This is a genomic window from Rhodococcus sp. AC861, from assembly GCF_979256035.1.
Map to the genome: position 1 here is coordinate 643,156 of NZ_CEEDMW010000003.1, position 22,917 is coordinate 666,072.

Sequence of the window (22,917 nt, forward strand, 5' to 3'; positions counted from 1 at the left end):
ACAGCCGCTGTAGTTCGTGCGGCGCGATCTCAGGAGGTGCATGCATGCCACGCGCGATTCACGTCTTTCGCACCCCCGACCGGTTCGTCGCCGGAACAGTGGGTGAGCCCGGCGACCGTTCCTTCTTCCTCCAGGCCGTCCACGATGCCCGAGTGGTGTCCGTAGCCTTGGAGAAGCAGCAGGTCCAGGTCCTGGCCGATCGTGTCGGGTTGCTTCTCGACGAGGTGGCGCGGCGTTTCGGCACCGACGTTCCGCCCGAGGAAGCGGACCCGACGGACATCGACCCTCTCGTCATGCCCGTCGACGCGGAGTTCCGCGTCGGCACCATGGGGCTCGGCTGGGATGCCGACGCGGGTGCCGTCGTCGTCGAACTGCTGGCCGTCACGGAGACCGAGCTCGACGAATCGGTCGTTCTCGACGACACCGACGAGGGGCCTGACGCCGTTCGCGTCTTCCTCAGCCCGGAGCAGGCCCGCGAGTTCGCGGCCCGCAGCGAACGTGTGATCGCGGCAGGCCGACCGCCGTGTCCACTGTGCGGTGAACCGCTCGCACCCGGGGGCCACATGTGTGTCCGCACCAACGGGTACCGGCGGGGAATCACGCTCGGCACCGATACCACCGAGTTCGGGGACGAGTCCTGACGTCCGGCGACGGCGCCACCACGTGGACCGCCGACGACGCCGCTCTCCTCGCGGACGGGGAGATGACCATCGTCGGCCGAGTGGTGCAGGCGAGCAACGCCACGCTGGTGTGCGAGATTCCGCGAGCCGAATCCGACGTGCCTCTCCGGTGTGTCTACAAACCGGTTCGCGGCGAGCAACCGTTGTGGGACTTCCCGGACGGCACCCTCGCCGGGCGGGAGGTGTCGTCGTACATGATCTCCGACGCCCTCGGCTGGGACGTGGTGCCGACGACGGTACTGCGCGACGGCCCCATCGGACCCGGCATGGTGCAACGCTGGATCGACACCGTCGAGCGGCTCCCCGAGAAGGGTGAGGGCATCGACCTCGTCGACCTGTGCCGCCCGGACCTCGTCCCGTCGAGCTACATCCCGGTGCTCCGTGCGTACGACGACAACGGCGACGAGGTCGCGCTTGTCCACGCGGACGATCCGCGGCTGAACCGGATGGCCGTGCTCGACGTCGTCATCAACAACGCCGACCGCAAGGGCGGCCACGTTCTCGAGTCCCCGGACGGGAGCGTCTACGGCGTCGATCACGGCATCGCGATGCACAGCCAGAACAAGTTGAGGACCGTCCTGTGGGGGTGGGCAGGTCGGCCCATCGACGCAGCCCTCGTCGCCGATCTGGTCGAGCTGTCCCGCGAGCTGCGCGGCGATCTCGGTGATCGTCTGGCGCCCCACATCACCGATGTCGAGATCGCGGCACTCGCCGCCCGCGTGGCCGGGATCCTCGCCGATCCCGTCATGCCGGCGCCCTCGTCCAGCCGCCCCATTCCGTGGCCTGCGTTCTGACCGGGCACGCGCGGAACCGGTGAGCGCCACCGGATAGTCTGGCGGCATGCAGTCGTGGCCCGAAGTGGACGTTCCCAGCGTGCCGGGCGAGGGCCCGCCGCTCCGCCTGTTCGATACGGCCGATCGTGCCGTCCGGCCGGTGTCGCCCGGCTCGACCGCCACCATGTACGTCTGCGGCATCACGCCGTACGACGCCACGCACCTCGGTCACGCGGCCACCTACCTGACGTTCGATCTGATCAACCGTGTGTGGCGCGATGCCGGACACGACGTGCACTACGTCCAGAACGTCACCGACGTCGACGATCCGCTCTTCGAGCGTGCGGCACGTGACGGCGAGGACTGGGTGTCGCTGGGGCAGCGTGAGACGGATCTGTTCCGGTCCGACATGACCGCTCTGCGCGTCATTCCGCCCCGCGACTACATCGGCGCCGTCGAATCGGTGACCGAGGTGGTCGAGCTCGTGGAGAAGCTGGTGGCCTCCGGCGCCGCCTACGTCGTGGACGATGCCGAGTACCCCGACGTGTACTTCCGCGCCGACGCCACCGAGCAGTTCGGGTACGAGTCCGGCTACGACCGCGCCACCATGGACACGTTCTTCGCCGAACGCGGCGGAGATCCCGACCGCCCCGGCAAGCGCGACCCTCTGGATGCGCTGATCTGGAAGGCCGAGCGTCCCGGCGAGCCGTCGTGGCCGTCGCCGTTCGGCCCCGGTCGCCCCGGCTGGCACATCGAATGCGCCGCTATCGCCTTGAACCGCATCGGTTCCGGCTTCGACGTGCAGGGTGGCGGCAGCGACCTCATCTTCCCGCACCACGAGTTCTCGGCTGCGCACGCCGAATCCCTCACCGGTGCAGAACGATTCGCGCGTCACTACGTCCACACGGGCATGATCGGTCTCGACGGCGAGAAGATGTCGAAGTCGCTCGGCAACCTCGTCCTGGTGTCCAAGCTGACGGCCGCCGGTGTCGATCCCGGTGCCATCCGCCTGGGCCTCCTCGCCGGTCACTACCGGCAGGACCGCACGTGGACCGATCAGATCCTCTCCGACGCGCAGGATCGACTCGCCCTGTGGCGCAAGGCCGTCGCGCTCGAGTCGGGCCCGTCCGCGGACGACACCATCGCCCGCGTACGTCAGCACCTCGCCGACGATCTGGACTCCGCCAAGGCCCTCGACGCCCTCGATGCGTGGGCTCGCGACGCCCTGTCGCTCGGCGGATCCGACTCCGGAGCGCCGGGGTTGGTGGCGTTGGCAGTGGATGCGTTGCTGGGTGTGACGCTCTAGCTCGCAGGGTGGTGTTTCTGCTCCTCTCGGCGCGCGTCCGAGCGGGATCCCGCCGGTTCCGGGCGCGAGGGGAGCAGAAACACCGCATCCACAGATAGATCGTTGATCCCCGGGTCGACGATCGCCGCAGGTCGCGGTCTTCGCCGCCGAACGCCGACGAGCCAGCGTTCAGGACATGCTGATGCCACGGGTCTGCTTGCTCTCGGATTTGCTGGCTGCCGGTATGTCGGCCACGACGATTCGCCGACGCTTCCACCGCGTCCTCCCCGGAGTCTTCTGCCAGGACGAGCCCACCTGGTTCGACCGCTGCATGGCCGTGACTCTGTGGCGTCCCGACGCCCTCCTCAGCCACCGGACTGCCGCCAGGTTGTACGGGTGGATCGACGAGCCGACGACCGTCGAGGAACTTGTCGACGCCTCCGCGAGACTGCGGCCGCCGGGGTGGCTGACTCTCCGCGGACGCACGCAGGGTGCCTGCGACGAGGTGCTGGGGCTACCGGTCACCACCGGGAGCAGACCCTGATCGACTGCGCCGTGGTGCTGACCGCTGACGCCACCTACACCTCCGCGAAGTCCAGCCCACCCACCGCCGGCGCCGTCACGCGTCGGGTGAGCGGCGACCCGAGTGCCGCGGCCAGGTCGCTGCCGTCGTGCTCGGCGAGCAGCTCCCCGTTCTCCCAGACGAGAAGGGCTGCGCTGACGGTGTTCTCGGCGGTGGAGTGCGCCAGGTCGTAGTGCGCGCAGCCGGGAACGTCGCCGTAGGTGATCCACAGGTCGTAGCCGGTCATGAAGAGGTCGAGGTCGAATTGCACGCTGAGACCGAGGAGTTCGCTGCGACCGTTGTCGTCGACGCCGGCGAAGGCCTCGTCGAGAGCGAGCAGCCGGGGGGAGTGCGGATCGGCCGACGACAGCATCACGTGCGCTGCCGCGAAGAGCGGAAGGTGCAGCGAGACGGACTGTTCGCCGCCCGACAGTGCGCTGTGGCGTGCCACGGTCAGTCGGTCCTCCGTGCCGTCCGAGCCGATGAGGGTGAACGCGAAGACACGCCACTGCCGGTAATCCAGTGCGGTCGACAGGATCTCGGGGTACGAGCGCTCCGGGTGCTGTGCACGAGCGGTCCGGATCTGCGCGGCGAAGTGCATGCGCATCTCGGCGAGCTCGTCCGGTCCCAGAGCCGACGCGTCGCGCTCGAGCAACTTCGACACCGCGCGGGTGCTGTCGTCGAGAGTGTCGGCCAGGACCCAGTGCACTCCGATTGTGTTGCCCGAGGACATCCGCCGCTGCTTCATCTCCGACCCCATGCGCGCGATCAGTTCGCGGGCATCGACGGTGCGCTCGTGGATCTGCTGAGCGAGACCGGTGAGCAGGGCATCTTCGAGGATGCGGCGCTCGGCGTCGGTGAGCAGGGTTTCCTGGTCCCGTCGCGCCGCATCGATGCGGTCGGCGAAGTCGGCGATGGTCGCATGTCCCTGCTCGTCCTGTACTCGCACGACCGTCACGCCGTCCGCTGCGTCCCAGCTGAGGCGGAAGTCCTGACCGGATGCCGCGAGCTGGGCGTCGAACTCCTGGAGCGCGGCCGTCAGTGCGCTCCGTGTGGACCGCCGCGACGCGTCGCCGGCCTTCACCCGCTCGGTTGCGGTGCTCAGCTCGAGGTGCAGACGGCGGACTTCGACCGGCAGCACGTCCGGAGCATCGTCGGGGCCTGCAGCCGAGTCGATGCGGTACAGGAGTTGCTCGACGGTGGACCATGCCGCATCACTCGCCGGCCATGTGCAGTCGCGGGCCGCGCCGAGGACGGTCAGCAGATCACGGTGTGCGTACGGTGCCAGCCGGCCCGCATCGGACAGGGCTTCGGTGAGCGCCGTCGTCAACCCGGCGACGGCGGTCTCGTGGGCACCCTCTGCCTTGCCGATCGCTTCCCCTGATTCACGGTCGGCCTTGGTCGCCGCCCGCTGCTCCGTCTTGCAGGCCTCGATGCGTCGGCGTACCGCGTCGAGTTCGGCGTCGATCTTGTCGGCTCCCGCACCCAGCGCGTCCCGCAAGGTCTCCAGCTTGGTGAACTGCTGCTCGTACTCCGTCTCGGCGATCGCCGCTTCCTCGGCGTATTCCTCCGCGAGGATCTGCGCCTCGTCGAGGCGACCGGACGCCTCACGGTCGCGCTCGGCGGACCGATCGGAGTCGCCCCGGTAGCGCAGTATCGACGACCCGGTGTTCTCGAAGTGCCGGATCGCAGCGGCAAGTGCATCGAGGTCGCGAGGGGTGTACGGCGCACGACGGGCCACGGCATCGCTACGAAGGCGGCGCTCGGCAGCGGTCAGGTCGGCCACGGCACGATCGAGTTCCCGGTCGGCTGCGGTCGCGGCGTCCGCGGTCGAGCGCAGTGCGCCCGCAGCGGACGAGACGGTGCGCAACGCCGAGGTGACGGCCGATGCACGGGGCATCGCGCCGACCGCGGCGCGGATACCGTCGATATGCGCGCGGGCGTCCTCGGCGATGCGTTCGGCGTCGTCACGGCGCGATTCGGCCGCCTCGAGAGCCGCATCGATCTCGGCGATGCGCGCAGCGCGACGTGAGGCGCGAGCCGTTGCACCGATGTATTCGGCGGTCGGCTTGTGGTGGCGACCGAGGACGACGCCGTGTCGGAAGGTTCCGTCGCGTCCGACGCGGACCCCGTCGCCGTCCGCAGTCAAAGACACGGACGTGAGGATGCGCTGCACCAGATCATGCGGAACAGAGATGTCGGTTTCGACGAGCAGGACGTCCGCCAGCGACGGTCCGTCGACGGCATCGGCCGGAACGAGGAACTGTTCCGACTCCCTGCCCGCCGGAACGGTTTCGGCGACCCACGCATCGAGCATCCCGGAGGCTTCGAGCGCCGCCTCGACGCCCGCTGCCTCGTCGGCCGGGACGCCGTCGGCGAACCGCACGAGCGTCCAGAACGGGGCGCCCGAGAGCCCGGACCTGTCACCGGTCCGAGTCGCCGGCGGCGCCGGAGCATCGTCGTGTTCGGCTGCGATCGACGCTCTTTCGGCCGTCAGGTCCGCGATGGTGCCCGCGGCGTCGTCACGCGTCTGCAGGGCTGCTGATCGTCGATCACGCACGGTGTCGAGAAGATCGCGCACACCGTCGCTCAGCACCTCGGCCGGTGACGGAGCGTCGTCCTGCCCGACGGTCGCGACCGCGTCGGTCACCGACTCGATCAGTCCGGGGACGCCGAGTCGTGCCGAATGCTGTGACCACCACGCGCGCAACGATTCCGCGTACGTCGATCGGGCGATCTCGACGGCTGCCTCCGCCTCGTGAACCGCCGCCGACGACGCATCGTGCGACTCGTGGGCACGCGACGCTGCGCGTTCGGTTCGCGTGCGTTCGGTAGTGGCGCGGTCGACGACCGCCAGCGCTGCACGCACGGCGCGGACGTCGCCGTCCCGTTCCTCCGCATGACCGCGCACGGCCGCGGTGATCTGATCCGTTCGGGCGTCGCGGGGGAGCGGCGTCCAGGCGATGCCGGCGTCTTCGGCGGCTGCCAGAAGTTCGTCCTCGGCGCGGGAGATGGCGGCGGTGGCCTCACGCAACGACGCTGCCGCAGCCTCGGATTCACGACGCCGGACATCGACCGACTCGAGTGCCTTGCTCGCCTTGTCCCGTTGTTGCCCGGTGGACACCTCGAGCTTGCGCACCGCGTCGGCCAGATCGTCGAGTTGTTGCTTGCCCTCGTACGCCGTCGACCGTTGCAGGGTCTGCTGATCGGCGACCGCGAGATCGAGTGCGCGCTCGGCGGCTTCGAACCTCGTCTCCGCCTCCACCCGCTCGATTCGACGCCGCTCCCGTAATTCCTTCGCGGCGAACAGCGCGACGGTGGCGTGATCGACAGCCTCGAGCCGGCGCGTGACCTGGTCGACGTCGGTCTTCGCCTGGACGCCGAGGTAGGTGGAGTAGACGCCGACGAAACGCTTCGACGCGAGGTCCGCCTGCACCAGGCCCTCGAGGGCGCGGCCGACCTCCTCCATGTCGCTGAACGACCGTGCCGCCTCCAGGACGAGGTGTTCGTCGAGGGGGCGGAGGCCGTCCGACAGCGCGCGCGACAATCCCTTCGGGTCCAGATTCTTGGCCAGCTGCGGGCGGCGCAAGGTCAGGATGAGGGTGATCAACTGGTCGTAGCGTTCCGCGCCCAGCCCGAACATGCGGGCGTCGATCGCGGCCCGGTAGTCGACCGGGCGGTCGACGATGGCGTCGGTGCCGATGAGTTCTGCGAGCTGCTTCTTGGTCAGCGGGCGGTCGTCGGCGCCGAACAGGGAGAAGTCGACCCCGACGCGCCCCTCCGCGACGAAATACCAGCGCGTGACCTTGTCCGCGGACTTGGTGGCGCGCATGCCGATACCGACAGTGACCGCTTCAGGGTCGTCACGGTCACCTCGGGCGAACTCCATCCACACGTACGAGTGCGCCGAATCCTGGCCCCGGTACAGGAGGTTGGACTTCATCGTCCGCTCCTCGCCGGCGAACGGGTTGAGTCGACGGGGTTCGATACGGCCGTCGAGGACGAAGGGGAAGAGCACCTCGAGCGCCTTGGTCTTGCCCGATCCGTTGGGTCCGCGGAGCACGAGGCGGCCGTCGGCGAACGAGAATTCCTGATCGCGGTAATCCCACAGGTTGACGATTCCGGCGCGCGTGGGCTTGAACCTGGTACTCGACGTCACGGGGTGAACTCCTGGAACTCGGACTGCCCGATGCCGGACGGTGGGAAAAGTTGGATCGTGGCGTGCTCGCGGACAGTGACGACGACGCCCCGATAGCGAGCGAGGGCAGGGAGGGCGACGATTCCACCGCGGACCGGCGCGACGAGCGACAGGTCGGTGAGGAGTCGGACTGCCGCTCGGCGAACTCCGAGACGGTCGGACTGCCACTGGGCGGCAAAGGTACGGCCGTACGCGTCGACGAGCGCTCCGACCGTGTCGTCTATCCACTCGTCGGCGAGGAACGGATGCCGGCCGGGCTCGATGTCGTCCGCGTCGTCCTCGGACTTGTCGTCGGCGAGATCGTCTGCGAGAGAATCGAAGACGCTACCGTCGGGGATGGCGGAGTCGAGGGCGTCGATCAGTTCCGCGGTGCGGTCGGCAGGCGCCTCGACGGTGCGTCCGTCCTCGACGTCGGGGTCGAGCACGCGGTCGGCGATCTCGCCGGCCAGGAGCAGAGCGACCTGTGCGACGGTGCCCGTGGACGGGAATCTGGTGTCCGACAGTCGGCCCGACGTGTCGATCAGGGCCACTCCTTCGGCGCGACGTTCCACCGCCAGCCCGGTCAGCAGGCGCACGTCGTCGATCGATGCGGGGTCGAGTGTTGCGTCGTTCAGGTAGACCACGGGCCGTTCGACCAACGCCCGCCTGGCCCGTCGAGAGTCGTCCGTCGGGTCGGCCAGAAGCCCTGCGGCGCTGCGCAGATGCTGGACGGCGCGCGGTGGTCGGAACAACGCGACGACGACGGATCGATCGATGTCGTACAGGGCTTCGCCGGCGTCGGGATTGCTCGCCCAGCCACCGGCGTCTCCGTCGGCCAGGGTGATGGCGCCGCGGGCGGACAGCCAACCGACGGCATCGACGAAGGCGTCGCGATCGGCGGCACGCTCGGTGTCCAGGTCCACGCCGACGACGCGGCCGGCTTCGGCGGCAACGTGATCTGCCAACTCCGACAACGTGATCTGGTCACCGGCGCGGCCCAGGGCAGCGAGGGACAACGCGAGGAACGAGTACCGGCGGCGGTCGAAGACCCGGTCGGACGCGGTGCGAGCAGGTTGGGTCGGGTCCAGGCGGTCCAGCACCGGGTAGAGCCGAGCCGTGGTCTCGGTGACCTCGAGCCGGTACCCGAACATCTCCAGCATGTCCTCCCGCAACTCCGTCGCCCAGCGGCGGACCAGCGGTAGCGCGATGCGGTCGGGATACGTGCGGGTGATCAGGTGGTGGGACAACACTGTTCGCGCAGCACGCTGGTACGAGTCGAGCGCGAGGCTCGGGATCGTCCGCGCCCTCATCGCCGCGTACCGATGGTCAGGGACAGTCGATCGAGGTGCAGCAGTCCACGTTCCGTGCGGACGACGGTGGACCGCTCGTGCGGAGCGAGAGTCAGGGTCACGCCGCCCTCGGAGCCGGTGGAGGAGCCGACGCGACCGGACACGGGAACACGGGCAGTCAGTGCAGCATTGAGCAGGCCGAGCAGCACGTCCGTTTCCTCACCGGTCAGGTCGCGTTCGTACACACCGTGATCGGCCAGGGACCGGGCAGCGTCGGCTCGCCGCCTCTGCACACTCAACTGCTGTTCGCGGAGGCGTCGTACACCGGAATCGTTGCGCTGCACTCGCGCCGGTGCACCGGCCGCGGGCGGTCGACCGGTCTCCGCCAGCGTGCGCGAGATCTCCACCGGCGGTGCGTCCCACCACGACCGGGACACGGGAACGATGTCGTCGTCGGGGTGGACCATCGAGAGGTGGCGTGGTCTCCCCAACCCGAACACGGCGCCGAACAGGGCGTGGGCGGCGTCCTCGGTGGGTGCGGACGCAAACCACCCGGCCAGATGTCGCAGCTGGGACTCGCGACTGACCCCGCCCTTGCGGGTCTCGGTGACGCGGCGCAGCAACGACAGGACGGCGGCGATGGCACTCATCGTGCCCTCGCGGAGTCGATCCGACTCGGTCGGATCACCGTCCGTCGAGCTGAACCAGTGAACGAGTCCCGTCCACCGCCCCGCCCAGTCGGCGCGCCGCTCGTCGGGGGTCAGGAACACTCTCTCGTCGCTCGCAGCGGCGCGATCGAGCAGGGCCTCGAGCCCGGTGGCGTCCACCTTCTCGATCGCCGCCGTGAGCTTGGGTCCGTAACGAGCCAGGTCGAGGCTGAACTCGCGCATGTGGGAGAGCAGAGCGTCCTTGTGCGCGAGGAACGATTCCGGGGTGACATCCGTCGTCCTTACCAGGTCACCGAGTGAGAGGTAGAAGTGCGCGGCGCGAGTGGCCATGTCGCCCAGCGCCGTGTCCAACCGGTTCAGCTTGCGGTAGACCAGATCGGCATCGCCGGCGCTGTTCGCCGCGGCCAGCTCGGCGAGGTCTCCGAGCAACTCCGGCAGGACCAGCCGCGACAACGACGCGTCCTCGGGACGAGCCGCGAGCACGTCCTCGACCGCGCGGTATGCCTGATATCCGACCTGTCCGAATTGGTAGACGTAATGCCGGTTGCGGTACTCGGCAAGGGTCGCCGCGCGCGTGCCGTCGTAGCTCCGTTCGAGCACTCCCCAGGTGTGCAGCTGTTCGAGCAGCGGGCTGATCTCCACACCGGTGAGAACGTCGGCGCCCTCGGTGCGGGCCAGGATGTCGGACACCTCACCGGCGTGCAGGAGCACGACGTATCCGGCGCGGGCATGGTCGAACGCTCGAAGAACCCGCAGGTAGTCGGCACGTTTCTCGGCTGTGGCGAACGAGAAGAGCCGGAGCCTGTCGTCCACCACGTAGGAGTCGGCGGATTCGGTCACTGCAACAGGGTAGGCGGTCAGGACAGTCGGACAGCCACCTGCCCGTCGACGACGTCGGCACTGTAGGTCGCGACCGTTCCGAAGCCCTCGGTGGTGCACCGGCCGGTGTCCAGGGAGAACTGGTACTGGTGCAGGGGACACACGACGACTGCTCCGTCGATCTGCCCGTCCGCCAGCGGCCCGCCGCGATGTGGGCATACCGCGTCCATGGCGCGCACCGTCCCGTCGGTCAGGAGGAAGACGGCGATCTGTCGCCCGTCGACGACGTAGGTACGGCCTTCACCGGGGGTGAGATCGTCGACGGTCCCCACGACGGTCGCCTGTGCTGTGGTCATCGGATTGCGGGAAGGCCGGAGGCCGGTCGGGGTCGAACCGGCACCTGAGGCAGCGGGAGCAGGGGGAGGGAGGGTGCGAACTGGGCGGGTGACCGCGGCGCCGCACGTTCCTTCCACGGATCGGTGTAGCCGTCGATGGAGATCTGGATGCGCTCGTCGAGTCCTGCACAGAGGCCCTCGGCATCGTCGACGAGCAGTCGCTGCAGCGTTTCGAGGCCGACCCGCGGCACGAAGGCGTAGGTCCGCTCGAGCCACTTGGCCTCCTCGCGGTAGTACTGGATGAACCGGCCCGCGAGGGTGAGGACTTCCTCGGGGGAGTCGACGGTCGCGAGAACGTCGCCCTTGCGGATATGTGCGCCGGCCGCGCCGCCGACGTAGATCTCCCACCGGCCGTCGCCGACGGCCACCACACCGAAGTCCTTGCAGAGCGCCTCGGAGCAGTTGCGGGGGCATCCGGCTACGGCCAACTTGAGCTTCGCGGGAGTTTCGAGGCCCTGGAATCGCTCCTCGATCGCGATGCCGAGTGCTGTCGAATCGCCCAGCCCGAAGCGGCAGAAATCGCTACCGACACACGTCTTCACGGTGCGCATGCTCTTGCCGTAGGCGTACCCGGACGGCATGTCGAGATCGCCCCACACCTTCGGCAGGTCTTCTTTTTTGATGCCGAGCAGGTCGATGCGCTGACCACCGGTGACCTTGACCAGTGGGACCCCGTACTTGTCCGCGACGTCCGCGATCTTCCGCAGCTGGTCCGGGGTCGTCACGCCGCCCTTCATCTGTGGGACGACGGAGAAGGTGCCGTCGCGCTGGATGTTGGCGTGTACGCGGTCGTTGATGAACAGCGCGCCACGCTCGTCGACCCAGTCGGGTCCCCAGACCACGCGCAGCAACGAGGCCAGCGGCATCTTCGCTGTCGCATCCTCGGCATCGGCCAGCGCATCGAACACTGCGGAGACGGACCGGAGGTTCTGCGAGCGGACGGCCTCGATGAGCTCGGGCTTGGACATCGGAATGCAGGGGACGTACCAGTCGGCCGCGGGATCGACAGCGAGTGCTCCGCCGGCAGCGCAGGCGACGATGTCCGCGACCAGGCCTTTGCACGACCCGCAGCCTTTGCCCGCACGGGTCTTTCCCACGACCTCGGAAACAGTGGTGGCCCCGCCGTGCACGCACGCGACGATGTCACCCTTGGTGACCCCGTTGCAGTTGCACACCTGCACGTCGTCGGACAGCTCGGCCGCACCGGTCTCGGCACTGGGTGTGCCCATGTCGAACAGCATGCTGATGCGCTCGTCGGGCAGCGGCACCTTCTCGTCGAACGCCTGGGTCAGGAAGCTCACCTTGCTGATGTCGCCCAGCAGCATCGCGCCGATCAGCTTGTTGTCGCGCACCACCACCGACTTGTAGGTGCCGCTCCGGGGTTCGTAGAACTGCACGAACTCGTCGGTGTCCCGCTCGGGGCCCTTGACGCCCATCGCGGCGACGTCGACGCCCGCGACCTTCAGCTTCGTCGTCAGTCGCGAACCATGATATGCCGCAGCCGGATTCGCACCGGTCAGCACGTCGGCCAGGACCGACGCCTGCTCCCACAAGGGAGCCACGAGGCCGTACACCTCACCGCGGTGCTGGCAGCATTCTCCGACCGCGTGGATCGCCCCTTCGTCCTCGCACCGCATCTGATCGTCGACGACGATGCCGCGCTCGATCACAAGTCCGGCACGCCGCGCGAGGTCGACGTTGGGGCGGATGCCGGCCGTCACGACGATCATGTCCGCGGGCAGGGTGGAACCGTCGTTGAACGCGACCCCGGTGACGGCGCCGCTGTCGTCCCGCAGCACCGCCGTGGTGCGCTTGGACGTGTAGACGCCGACGCCGAGGTCCTCGATCTTGTTGCGCAGCACGCGTCCACCGCGTTCGTCGAGCTGCTGGTTCATCAGGTGACCGGGGGAGTGCACGACGTCCACGTCTATGCCCTGCGTGCGCAGACCGTAGGCGGCTTCGAGGCCCAGCAATCCGCCACCGATGACGACGGCGCGGATGCCGTCGCGGGAGGACGCCATCTGCAGCATCCCGTTGGTGTCCTCGATCGTCCGGAAACCGAAGACGCCACGCGCCAGTCGGCCGTCGGCCTCACGCAGTCCGTCCATGTTGGGGAAGAACGTCGTGCTGCCGGTCGCGATGATCACCGTGTCGTACGGGACGACTCGCCCGCTCTCGCACGTCACGTTCTTGGCGAATCGGTCCAGCGCGACCGCCCGGTCACCGACGTGGAGGGTGACGCCGTTCTCCCGGTACCAGGCCATGGGGTTGAGCATCAGATCGTCGTCGTCGATGGACGACTCACCCGAGAGCACGTGCGAGAGCATGATCCGGTTGTAGTTGCCGTACGGCTCGTCGCCGATCATCGTGACGTCGAACTTGTCGGGGTCGCGGCCGAGGATTTCCTCGACGGTGCGAGCCCCCGCCATTCCGTTGCCGACGACGAGCAGTCGGTGCCGTCCTGCTGCAGGCGACATCAGAAGATCATCATTCCGAAGTCGACGACGACCTCGCCGCTGCAGCCGTCGGGTGCGGCGACGGTGAGTTCGAGAACCGAGTCCGGATCGACGTCCTCGACGACGCGCAGCGGAACGTTGACGCTCGCCTTCGCGCCCATCGGGAACACGCGCATCGACTCTCCGTCGCGCGTGAGCGTGACGACGACCAGTTCGTCGGAGGAGTTACCGCCGCGGAAGTAGAGCGGCTGGGCGGTCAGGCCCGACGGAACGGTGTATGCCGTGGCGGCGTCGAGAAGCTCGGACTTGCCCAGGCCGTGCCCGACGAAGGGAAAGACGCCTTGGATGAACTTCGGAGTGCTGGCCATGGCACGACTGTCCGTGCACGCGGTGACGGCACTGCTGCGCTCGTGTTACGGCGGCGTCATCATTCACTCTCGAGCGCGACCGGCGCGCTGTCAGGTCTTCGGCCCGGTCATCACCAGCGGCGCGACCACTGCCAGCAGGACGGCGGGGATGACGAAGGCCAGCGTCGGGTGCACCCCGTACAGCGGGGTGAGCGCGAGAGGAGCGAAGGCCGCCCCGGAGAACCGGAACGACTGGACGACCGACACGGCGCCGCCGCGGTTCGCCCCCGACGAGCCGAGGACAGCGGCGTTGACGCCGACGAGGATGAACTGGCTGGCGACACCCGCTGCCGCCCAGACGAGGCCGACGACCACCAGGCTGGGCATGGTGCCGGCGAGGGCGACGAGGCCCGCGCCGACAGGAGCGGCGCCCACGATCGCCCGACGTGGCCCGATGCGGTCGATCAGTCCACCGACGCGCCGTGCCACCAGGATTCCGGCGACGCCGAACACGGTCAGCAGCAGTCCGCGCTGGGTGGAGGACAGGCCGAACGTGTCCTCGGCGCGGAAGGCGACGAGGAAGTTGAGGCCTCCCAGGGCGCCCCAGCCGAGGAGCGCGACCACCGCCACGCGCAGGACCGGGACGGTGAGGGCGTCGCGGAGGCGTTCGGGACGACCGCCGGGGGTGGACGGCGATGTCGCCGGGGGAAGTCCGACGAATCCGAGGATCGCAGCGACGACGGCCAGCACGACGAACGCATACCGCCAGTCGAACTCCGCGGCGAGGCCACCGACCAGCGGAGCGCTGGTCTGACCTGCTGCCTGCAGGGCGCCGAACGTGCCGAGAACCCGTCCCAGGCGCTCGCGCGGAGTCACGGCAGCCAGTGACGCGAGAAGCAACGGCGTCGTGAAGGAATTGCCGATGCCCTGGAGAGCGCGCGCACCCAGCAGCAGGTCGAGCGTGGGCGCGACCGCGCACAGGAGCGAGGAGACGACGTAGAGAAGGTAGGCGAGGCGCACGGTGCGCACGCGGCCCCACCGCGCGCCGAGGGTGCCCGACACGAGCATGGCCAGCGCGAACGGGAACAGGTACGCACTGAGGGTGGATGCCGCCGACCCGGTGGACACACCCAGGTCTGCCCCCATCTCGGGCAGCATCGACGACACCACTCCGCCGCCGAACGGGCCGAGGAAGCCGCCGGCGTACAGAGCGCCGATGCGGAGCCGTGCGAGTCGCGAGCTCACCGGTGACGAGCGCGCGTCACAACCCGAAGCTTCCGGGACCCCGTCGGCGTAGGTAGCGCTCGAACTCGGCGGCCAGCGCGTCACCGTCCACCTTGGAGACGGCCTCGGACATGTCGACCTCGGCGTCGCCGCGCTCTTCGAGAGTGCGGACGTACTCGGCGATCTCGTCGTCGTCCTTGGTCATCTCGGTGACCGACTCCTCCCAGTCCTCGGCCAACGAAGGAAGTTCGCCGAGAGGCACCTCGATGTCGAGGACGTCCTCGACGCGCTGCAGCAGGGCGACGGTGGCCTTCGGGTTGGGCGGCTGCGAGACGTAGTGCGGAACCGCTGCCCACAGGGACACGGCCGGGATGCCTGCCTTGACGCATTCGTCCTGAAGCACTCCGGTGATGCCGGTCGGGCCCTCGTACCGGGTCTGCTCGAGGTTGAACTGCTCCGCCGACTCGGTGCTGTACGCGGTGCCGGTCACCGGAACGGGCCTGGTGTGCGGTGTGTCGGCGAGCAGCGCGCCGAGAATGACGACCGTTTCGACGCCGAGCTGGTCGATGAACTCGAGCAGGTCGTCGCAGAAGCTCCGCCAGCGCATGTTGGGCTCGATACCGCGCAGGAGAACCACGTCGCGGTCGCTGCCGGGAGGCGAGCACACCGACAACCGCGTCGACGGCCACTCGATCTCGCGGGTGACACCGTCGACCTGGCGCACGGTGGGCCGGTTCACCTGGTAGTCGTAGTAGTCCTCGGAGTCCAGCTCCGCCAGAGGTGTCGCGTCCCAGATGAGCTCGAGATGCTCGACGGCACCGCTCGCGGCGTCACCCGCGTCGTTCCACCCTTCGAAGGCGGCGACGAGAATCGGGGCGCGCAGGGTAGGGAGGATCTCGCCCAGCTCGGAATCGACCGTTTCCTGGATCTCACTGGGGTCTCGAACCACGGGGGAATCGCCCTGGGGCGTTTCTGGCGCACTCACCCACCCAGCCTACGACCAGAGGTGTCGGGACCGACCACTACTGTTGAGCACATGCCAGTCGAATTCCGTTCACGCCTGCTCGATGCGCTCTCTCAGCGCGTTGTCATCGGAGACGGTGCCATGGGAACAATGCTGCAGGCAGCGGACCTGACCTTGGACGACTTCAACGGTCTCGAGGGCTGCAACGAAATTCTCAACGACACCCGCCCCGATGTGCTCCGTCACATACATCGCGCATATTTCGAGGCGGGCGCCGACGCGGTCGAGACCAACACGTTCGGCTGCAACCTGCCTAACCTGGCGGACTACGACATCTCGGACCGCATCCGTGAACTGTCGTACAAGGGCACTGTTCTGGCCCGTGAGGTCGCCGACGGGATGGGACCCGGTCGCGACGGCATGGGCCGTTTCGTTCTCGGATCCATGGGCCCCGGAACCAAGCTCCCGACGCTGGGGCATGCACCGTTCCGCGCACTGCGCGACGCGTATGCCGAGGCGGCGCTCGGCATGATCGACGGCGGCGCCGACGCGGTGTTGATCGAGACGTGCCAGGACCTGCTGCAGGTCAAGGCAGCCATCCTCGGCAGCCAGGCCGCGATGGAGCAGCTCGGCATCCGGATCCCGATCATCACCCACGTCACGGTCGAGACCACGGGCACCATGCTCCTGGGAAGTGAGATCGGCGCGGCTCTGACGGCGATCGAGCCGCTCGGGGTGGACCTGATCGGCCTGAACTGCGCCACGGGTCCTGCCGAGATGAGCGAGCACCTCCGCCATCTGAGCAAGCACTCCACACTGCCGATCTCGGTCATGCCCAATGCAGGACTGCCGCAGCTCGGAGCTCACGGCGCGGAGTACCCGCTGGGTCCGGAAGAGCTGGCCGAGGCACTGAGCGGCTTCGTCACCGAATTCGGGCTCGCGCTCGTCGGCGGCTGCTGCGGCACCACGCCGGAGCACATCCGCCAGGTCGCCGACGCCGTGCACGATGCGCGCAAGGGTGTGCGCAACCCGAAGCCCGAGCGAGGCGTGTCGTCCCTCTATGCGGCCGTGCCGTTCGAGCAGGACGCCAGCATCATGATGATCGGTGAGCGCACCAACTCCAACGGCTCCAAGGCGTTCCGCGACGCCATGCTGTCCGAGGACTATCAGAAGTGCCTCGACATCGCGAAGGACCAGACACGCGACGGCGCCCACATGCTCGACCTCAACGTCGACTACGTCGGCCGCGACGGCGCCGCGGACATGTCCGCCCTGGCATCACGGTTGGCCACGTCCTCGACACTGCCGATCATGCTCGACTCCACCGAGCCGGCCGTGCTCGAAGCGGGCCTCGAACATCTCGGTGGCCGCAGCGCGGTCAACTCCGTCAACTACGAGGACGGCGACGGCCCGGAATCGCGGTTCCAGCGCATCATGACGCTGGTCAAGCGGCACGGTGCCGCTGTCGTGGCCTTGACCATCGACGAGGAGGGCCAGGCCCGCACCGCCGACTGGAAGGTGCGCATCGCCGAGCGCCTCATCGCCGACATCCGGGACAACTGGGGACTCCCCGAGTCGGACATCATCCTGGACACGCTCACGTTCCCCATCTCCACCGGCCAGGAGGAGGTCCGCCGCGACGGCATCGAGACCATCGAAGCCATCCGCCGGCTGCACGAGAGTCATCCCGAGGTCCACTTCACCCTGGGCATCTCGAACATCTCGTTCGGGCTCAACCCTGCGGCACGGCAGGTGCTCAACTCGGTGTTCCTGCACGAGTGCACGCAGGCCGGTCTGGACACGGCCATCGTGCACGCCTCGAAAATCCTGCCGATGGCGCGCATTCCCGAGGAGCAGCGCCAGGTCGCCCTCGACCTCGTCTACGACCGTCGCCGCGAGGGGTACGACCCGCTGCAGGCGCTGATGGCGCTGTTCGAGGGCGTCTCGGCGGCATCGGCTCGCGAGACACGGGCCCAGGAACTGGCCGGACTCCCGCTGTTCGACCGACTCGAGCGTCGCATCGTGGACGGTGAACGCGCCGGCCTCGGCGACGATCTCGACGAGGCGATGACGGAGAAGCCGCCGCTCGCGATCATCAACGAGACCCTGCTGTCCGGTATGAAGACCGTCGGTGAGCTGTTCGGATCCGGACAGATGCAGTTGCCGTTCGTCCTGCAGTCCGCCGAGGTCATGAAAGCTGCTGTGGCACACCTCGAGCCGCACATGGAAGCGTCGGACGAGGACGGCAAGGGGCGCATCGTCCTGGCCACCGTCAAGGGCGACGTCCACGACATCGGCAAGAACCTCGTCGACATCATTCTGAGCAACAACGGCTACGAGGTGGTCAACCTCGGCATCAAGCAGCCCATCTCGGCGATCCTCGACGCCGCCGTCGACAAGCGGGCGGACGTCATCGGAATGTCCGGTCTGCTGGTGAAGTCGACGGTGGTCATGAAGGAGAACCTGCTCGAGATGAACGCCAAGGGCGTCTCGGAGCAGTTCCCGGTGATGCTGGGAGGCGCAGCACTCACGCGCTCGTACGTCGAGAACGACCTGGCCGAGGTCTACGACGGCGACGTGTCGTACGCACGTGACGCCTTCGAGGGTCTGCGCCTGATGGACACCATCATGAACACCAAGCGTGGTGTGGCACCGGCGGAGAACAGCGAGGAAGCGCTCGCCGCGAAGCAGAAGACCGCCGAGCGTAAGGAACGGCACGAGCGTTCGCGTCGCATCGCGGAGAAGCGCAAGGCCGCCGAAGCACCCGTGGTCATCCCCGAGCGGTCCGACGTCTCCGTCGAGAAGGAACTGCCGTCGCCTCCGTTCTGGGGCAGCCGCATCGTCAAGGGGATCTCGCTGTCCGAGTACTCGGGTCTGCTCGACGAGCGTGCACTCTTCCTCGGCCAGTGGGGCCTGCGCGGAGCCCGCGCGGGGGAGGGCGCCACGTACGAGGATCTGGTGGAGACCGAGGGCCGGCCGCGGCTGCGGTACTGGCTGGACCGTCTGAGCACCGACGGCATCCTCGCGCACGCGGCGCTGGTCTACGGGTACTTCCCGGCGGTGTCCGAAGGCGACGACGTCGTCGTGCTGGAATCTCCCGAACCCGATGCGGCGGAACGTTTCCGCTTCACGTTCCCTCGTCAGGACCGCGGCCGGTTCCTGTGCATCGCCGACTTCGTGCGCTCCCGAGAACTCGCTCGGGAGACCGGCGTCGTCGACGTGCTCCCGATGAACCTCGTGACGATGGGTCAGCCCATCGCGGACTTCGCCAACGAGCTGTTCAAGGCGGATGCGTACCGCGACTACCTGGAGGTGCACGGCATCGGCGTCCAGCTCACGGAAGCCTTGGCCGAGTACTGGCACCGCCGTGTGCGCGAGGAGCTCGTCCTTCCCGACGGCCGGTCGCTGGTGGATCAGGATCCGTCGAACGTCGAGGGGTACTTCAAGCTCGAGTACCGCGGCGCTCGCTACTCGTTCGGCTACGGTGCGTGCCCCGACCTCGAGGACCGCATCAAGCTGGTCGCGATGCTCGAGCCGCAGCGCATCGGAGTGGACCTGTCCGACGAGTTGCAGTTGCATCCGGAGCAGTCCACGGATGCCTTCGTTCTGCACCACCCGGAGGCGAAGTACTTCAATGTCTGAGCTCCAGGCCGTCTTGTTCGACATGGACGGGACGTTGTTGGACTCGGAGCGCCTGTGGGACATCGCGGTGTACGAGCTGTCGGCGTCGTTGGGCCGTGAGCTGACGCCGGAGGTGCGCGAGTCCACTCTGGGCAACTCCATGATGGGTGCCCTGGCGAAGGTGTTCGCCCATGTCGGTCGTGAGGCGACGCCGGAGAATCTGGCGGAGGCGGCGCTGTGGCTGAACACTCGGGTGGTCGAGCTGTTCGGTGAGGGGCTGCCGTGGCGCCCGGGTGCCGAGGCAGCGCTGGATCTGGTGAAGTCGGCCGGTCTGGGGTGCGCGTTGGTGACCAACACCGAGCGCATGCTGACGGAGATCGCACTCGAGACGCTCGGGCGGCACCGCTTCGACGCCACGGTGTGCGGCGACGAGGTCGAGCATGCGAAGCCCGCTCCGGATCCGTATCGGCGGGGTGCCCACATGCTGGGCGTGGACGCGGGGTCGTGCGTGGCCGTCGAGGACTCGCCGACGGGTACCGAATCGGCGATCGCTGCCGGGTGCGCGGTCGTGGTAGTGCCGTCGGAGGTCCGGGTGCCCGAGGGTCCGGGTAGGACCTTCCGGACGACGCTCGAAGGGCTGACCCTGGACGACCTGAGGTCTGCGCGCGCTCGAGGACACTGATGGCGGTGGGTCGGCGCCGCCGTGGAACAATCATGACCCGTGAAGAACTTCGAGTCCCTGTTCGCCGAGCTCACCGATCGCGCTGCCACCAGGCCTGAGGGCTCCGGCACCGTCGCCGCGCTGGACGCGGGAGTGCATCAGCAGGGCAAGAAGATCCTCGAAGAGGCCGGCGAAGTGTGGATCGCCGCCGAGCACGAGAGCGACGACGCTCTCGCCGAGGAGATCTCGCAGCTCCTGTACTGGGTCCAGGTGTTGATGGTGGGCAAGAACCTGTCGCTCGAGGATGTCTACCGACATCTGTGAGCACGTCCGCGTTCCTCACCCACCTCTCTCACCACAGGATGTAGATCATGCTTCGCGTAGCAGTGCCCAACAAAGGTTCCCTGTCCGAACTCGCCGGTGAAATCCTGAGCGAAGCCGGCTACCGCCGCCGTGCGGATTCGCGGGACCTCACCGTGCTCGACCCGTCGAACAACGTTGAATTCTTCTTCCTCCGCCCCAAGGACATCGCGATCTATGTCGGGTCGGGTGAACTCGATCTCGGCATCACCGGTCGGGATCTCGCGCTCGATTCCGGCGCCCCCGTGGCGGAACGCCTCGCTCTGGGCTTCGGCAACAGCTCGTTCCGCTACGCCGCGCCCGCGGGCAAGGAATGGACGCCGAAGGATCTGGCGGGCCTCCGCATCGCCACCTCGTACCCCAACCTGGTTCGTCGTGACCTCGCAGCGCGTGGCCTCGAGGCCACCGTGATCCGCTTGGACGGCGCCGTCGAGATCTCGATCCAGCTCGGTGTCGCCGACGCGATAGCCGACGTGGTGGGTTCGGGACGCACTCTGCGACAGCACAATCTGGTGGCCTTCGGTGAGTCGCTGTGCGACTCGGAAGGTGTGTTGATCGAACGGGAGGGTTCGCCCACCGACGACAAGGCACGCAACCAACTGATCGCACGTGTTCAGGGCGTGGTCTTCGCGCAGCAGTACTTGATGCTCGACTACGACTGCCCGCGAACGATTCTCGACGATGCCGTCAAGATCACGCCCGGCCTCGAGTCGCCGACGCTGTCGCCGTTGGCCGACGAAGCCTGGGTCGCGATACGCGCGATGGTGCCGCGCAAGGGCCACAACGCCGTCATGGACGAACTCGCCGACCTCGGTGCCAAGGCGATCCTGGCGTCCGACATCAGGTCCTGCCGAGCGTTCTAGTTCCGCTCAGCGTCGGGCGCGCACCTCGAGCGTCTGGAACGTGCGGCCCACTGCTCCCGTCGCGTCGTACACGGTCGAGGTGCACAGCCCGATACCGTCGTCGCCGATCGCCGTACGGGCCTGCACGCCCACCCATTCGCCGACGGGCTCCCGCACGATCTGCACCGTCAGGTCGGTGTTGAGGAACGTCCACTCGGTCGGGTCGAGGAGCGCTGCGACGCCGTTGGCGATGTCGGCCACGGCGAAGAGTCTCACGATCGGCGACGTCGACTCTCCCGCCACCACGGGGTACTTCGGGCGTGCCCACACACGCCCGGGCTCGGTGTCCGTCACCGGCCGGGCACCCCGGAACTCCAGGCTGTCGAGGAAACCGCCGTGCCAGTGATCCGGGAAGGCCCAGCCCGCCTCGGACTCGTCCGGGCCGGGAACCAGCGGCGGGTCGAGGGTCTGTCCCGCCGCGGACGTGTCGGTCATGGCCACTCGCCAGGCTGTGGCGCGCGCGACCGCCCGTGTGGACCCGTCCGGCAGGTCCGCGACCAGTTCGGCCGACAGCATGCTGACCCGACGACCGGGGCGTTCGACGCGGGCGGAAACAGTTATCTCGCCGACAGGAACCGGTCCGAGAATTTCCATGGTGACTCGCGCCAGACGCGTGCCCGGCGTCGGCGAGCACTGCTCGAGCGCACGCGCCAACAGTGCCGACGGGGGAGCGCCGTGCTGCATCGTCTCCGCCCACACGCTGGTGGTGAGCCGGGTGGCGCGGAAGCGCTCGGCGCCGTCGACGACACGGACGAAGAGTGCGTCCTCGTTCACGCGGTGACCTCCACCGGCTCGCTCGGCCACCCCGGGTACTCGGGCGGGGTGCCGCCGAACGACGGGCACAGGGCCTGGAAGTCGCACCATCCGCACAGCTTTCCGGGCTTGGGCCGGAAGTCGCCCGTCTCCCCGGCTGCGCGGATGGCTGTCCAGATGGCGGAGAGAGTGCGCTCGAAGCGGCGGAGCTCGTCCTCGTCCGGCGAGTACGTCAGAATCTGACCGTCCTTCAGGAACAGAAGCCTGAGCTGGGAGGGCACGATCCCGCGCGTGCGGCGCAGGACCACCGCGTAGAACTTCATCTGGAACAGCGACTTGGCCTCGGCGATCTCGCGCGGAGCACGCCCCGTCTTGTAGTCGACGACGCGCACCTGTCCTGTCGGCGCGACGTCGATGCGGTCGATGTAGCCGCGTAGCAGCACCCCGTCGTCCAGTTCGGTCTCGACGAGTTGCTCGCAGGACTCCGGATCGAAGCGCGTCGGATCCTCCAGCGTGTAGTAGGACGCGACGAGAGCCTGCGCCTCGGCGAGGAAGCCGGCCCGGTCCTCGTCCGCGACCAGCCCCGACGCGAACTCGTGCGTCGAGAGCATCTCGGCCCACGCATCGTCCACCAGGGCGAGCGCGCGGGCCGTGACGCGATCCGCTGCGGGCAGACCGTACAGATTCTCCAGAGCGGAATGGACCAGCGTGCCCCGCAACTGCGCCTTCGACGGTGGTGCCGGCAGCCGATCGATCGCCCGGAAGCGGTAGAGCAGCGGGCACTGCTTGTAGTCGGCGGCACGGGACGGAGACAGTGCCGGGCGTCGACGCGGACGTGAGTCGCCGGTCGCAGCAGCGGGTTCGACGGAGGGACGGTGTTCGGTGGAGATGCTCACGTCGGCGACACTATGCCCGCCCCCCGACATTCCGGATTCGCGACATGCCCGAATTCCGGGACGCGCCTGCATCTGCCCTACAGTT

The 22,917-nt window shown here is 68.3% G+C and carries 18 protein-coding genes; 8 read left to right on the forward strand and 10 right to left on the reverse strand.

The features are described 5' to 3' along the window. Positions 1-44 precede the first annotated feature (44 nt). From AC0IX4_RS12580 to AC0IX4_RS12595, 4 genes are all read left to right on the forward strand, one after another. Positions 45-641 carry a DUF3090 domain-containing protein gene (locus tag AC0IX4_RS12580; RefSeq protein ID WP_042572494.1) on the forward strand — a complete coding sequence of 199 codons (597 nt, stop codon included), beginning with the start codon at positions 45-47 and terminating at the stop codon, positions 639-641. Continuing rightward, positions 638-1,474 (forward strand): SCO1664 family protein, encoded by an 837-nt coding sequence (locus AC0IX4_RS12585; RefSeq protein ID WP_268793344.1) that lies wholly within the window; start codon positions 638-640, stop codon positions 1,472-1,474. Before AC0IX4_RS12580 ends, AC0IX4_RS12585 begins: the two co-directional genes overlap by 4 nt. 46 nt (positions 1,475-1,520) lie before the next feature. After that, positions 1,521-2,759, forward strand: coding sequence for a cysteine--1-D-myo-inosityl 2-amino-2-deoxy-alpha-D-glucopyranoside ligase (gene mshC, locus AC0IX4_RS12590; RefSeq protein ID WP_056074809.1), 1,239 nt, complete (start codon positions 1,521-1,523; stop codon positions 2,757-2,759). A gap of 175 nt (positions 2,760-2,934) precedes the next feature. Beyond that, positions 2,935-3,282, forward strand: coding sequence for a hypothetical protein (locus AC0IX4_RS12595; protein ID WP_471829160.1), 348 nt, complete (start codon positions 2,935-2,937; stop codon positions 3,280-3,282). Between the two features lie 34 nt (positions 3,283-3,316). Here AC0IX4_RS12595 and AC0IX4_RS12600 read toward each other — a convergent pair whose 3' ends face one another. The 8 genes from AC0IX4_RS12600 to AC0IX4_RS12635 form a co-directional block, all read right to left on the reverse strand. Then, entirely contained in the window at positions 3,317-7,459 is a 4,143-nt protein-coding gene (locus tag AC0IX4_RS12600) for a TIGR02680 family protein (protein WP_471829162.1), read from the reverse strand. Continuing rightward, the gene (locus AC0IX4_RS12605; protein ID WP_471829163.1) at positions 7,456-8,787 is read right to left on the reverse strand and encodes a DUF2398 family protein; all 1,332 of its coding nucleotides are present in this window, start codon (positions 8,785-8,787) and stop codon (positions 7,456-7,458) included. Before AC0IX4_RS12605 ends, AC0IX4_RS12600 begins: the two co-directional genes overlap by 4 nt. Next, positions 8,784-10,274 (reverse strand): TIGR02677 family protein, encoded by a 1,491-nt coding sequence (locus AC0IX4_RS12610; RefSeq protein WP_471829165.1) that lies wholly within the window; start codon positions 10,272-10,274, stop codon positions 8,784-8,786. Before AC0IX4_RS12610 ends, AC0IX4_RS12605 begins: the two co-directional genes overlap by 4 nt. 17 nt (positions 10,275-10,291) lie before the next feature. Beyond that, positions 10,292-10,609 carry a Rieske (2Fe-2S) protein gene (locus tag AC0IX4_RS12615; protein WP_471829166.1) on the reverse strand — a complete coding sequence of 106 codons (318 nt, stop codon included), beginning with the start codon at positions 10,607-10,609 and terminating at the stop codon, positions 10,292-10,294. After that, on the reverse strand, positions 10,606-13,125 hold the full coding sequence (nirB, locus tag AC0IX4_RS12620; protein WP_471829168.1) for a nitrite reductase large subunit NirB: 2,520 nt from the start codon (positions 13,123-13,125) through the stop codon (positions 10,606-10,608). The genes AC0IX4_RS12615 and nirB overlap by 4 nt, the downstream gene beginning before the upstream one ends. Beyond that, positions 13,125-13,472 carry a hypothetical protein gene (locus tag AC0IX4_RS12625; RefSeq protein ID WP_042572487.1) on the reverse strand — a complete coding sequence of 116 codons (348 nt, stop codon included), beginning with the start codon at positions 13,470-13,472 and terminating at the stop codon, positions 13,125-13,127. Before AC0IX4_RS12625 ends, nirB begins: the two co-directional genes overlap by 1 nt. A 90-nt stretch (positions 13,473-13,562) precedes the next feature. Next, positions 13,563-14,696: an MFS transporter gene (locus AC0IX4_RS12630; protein WP_471829169.1), complete on the reverse strand. Its 1,134-nt coding sequence runs from the start codon at positions 14,694-14,696 to the stop codon at positions 13,563-13,565. Positions 14,697-14,712: 16 nt separating this feature from the next. Then, a complete protein-coding gene (locus AC0IX4_RS12635) occupies positions 14,713-15,624 on the reverse strand; it encodes a PAC2 family protein (protein ID WP_056074819.1) in 912 nt (303 codons plus the stop codon). A gap of 87 nt (positions 15,625-15,711) precedes the next feature. Here AC0IX4_RS12635 and metH point away from each other — a divergent pair, with 87 nt between their 5' ends. Genes metH through hisG form a run of 4 tightly spaced genes read left to right on the forward strand, consistent with a single transcriptional unit; the run spans position 15,712 to position 21,144 of the window. Continuing rightward, a complete protein-coding gene (gene metH / locus AC0IX4_RS12640) occupies positions 15,712-19,281 on the forward strand; it encodes a methionine synthase (RefSeq protein ID WP_471829170.1) in 3,570 nt (1,189 codons plus the stop codon). Beyond that, positions 19,274-19,942, forward strand: a complete 669-nt coding sequence (locus AC0IX4_RS12645) for an HAD family hydrolase (protein WP_471829171.1) — start codon at positions 19,274-19,276, stop codon at positions 19,940-19,942. Before metH ends, AC0IX4_RS12645 begins: the two co-directional genes overlap by 8 nt. Positions 19,943-19,981: 39 nt before the next feature. Then, positions 19,982-20,245, forward strand: coding sequence for a phosphoribosyl-ATP diphosphatase (locus AC0IX4_RS12650; protein ID WP_042572482.1), 264 nt, complete (start codon positions 19,982-19,984; stop codon positions 20,243-20,245). 47 nt (positions 20,246-20,292) lie between these two features. Then, positions 20,293-21,144, forward strand: coding sequence for an ATP phosphoribosyltransferase (gene hisG / locus AC0IX4_RS12655; protein ID WP_471829172.1), 852 nt, complete (start codon positions 20,293-20,295; stop codon positions 21,142-21,144). A gap of 6 nt (positions 21,145-21,150) precedes the next feature. Here hisG and AC0IX4_RS12660 read toward each other — a convergent pair whose 3' ends face one another. Beyond that, positions 21,151-21,957 (reverse strand): thioesterase family protein, encoded by an 807-nt coding sequence (locus AC0IX4_RS12660; protein WP_471829174.1) that lies wholly within the window; start codon positions 21,955-21,957, stop codon positions 21,151-21,153. After that, positions 21,954-22,826 carry a RecB family exonuclease gene (locus tag AC0IX4_RS12665; protein WP_471829324.1) on the reverse strand — a complete coding sequence of 291 codons (873 nt, stop codon included), beginning with the start codon at positions 22,824-22,826 and terminating at the stop codon, positions 21,954-21,956. Before AC0IX4_RS12665 ends, AC0IX4_RS12660 begins: the two co-directional genes overlap by 4 nt. Positions 22,827-22,917: the final 91 nt, after the last annotated feature.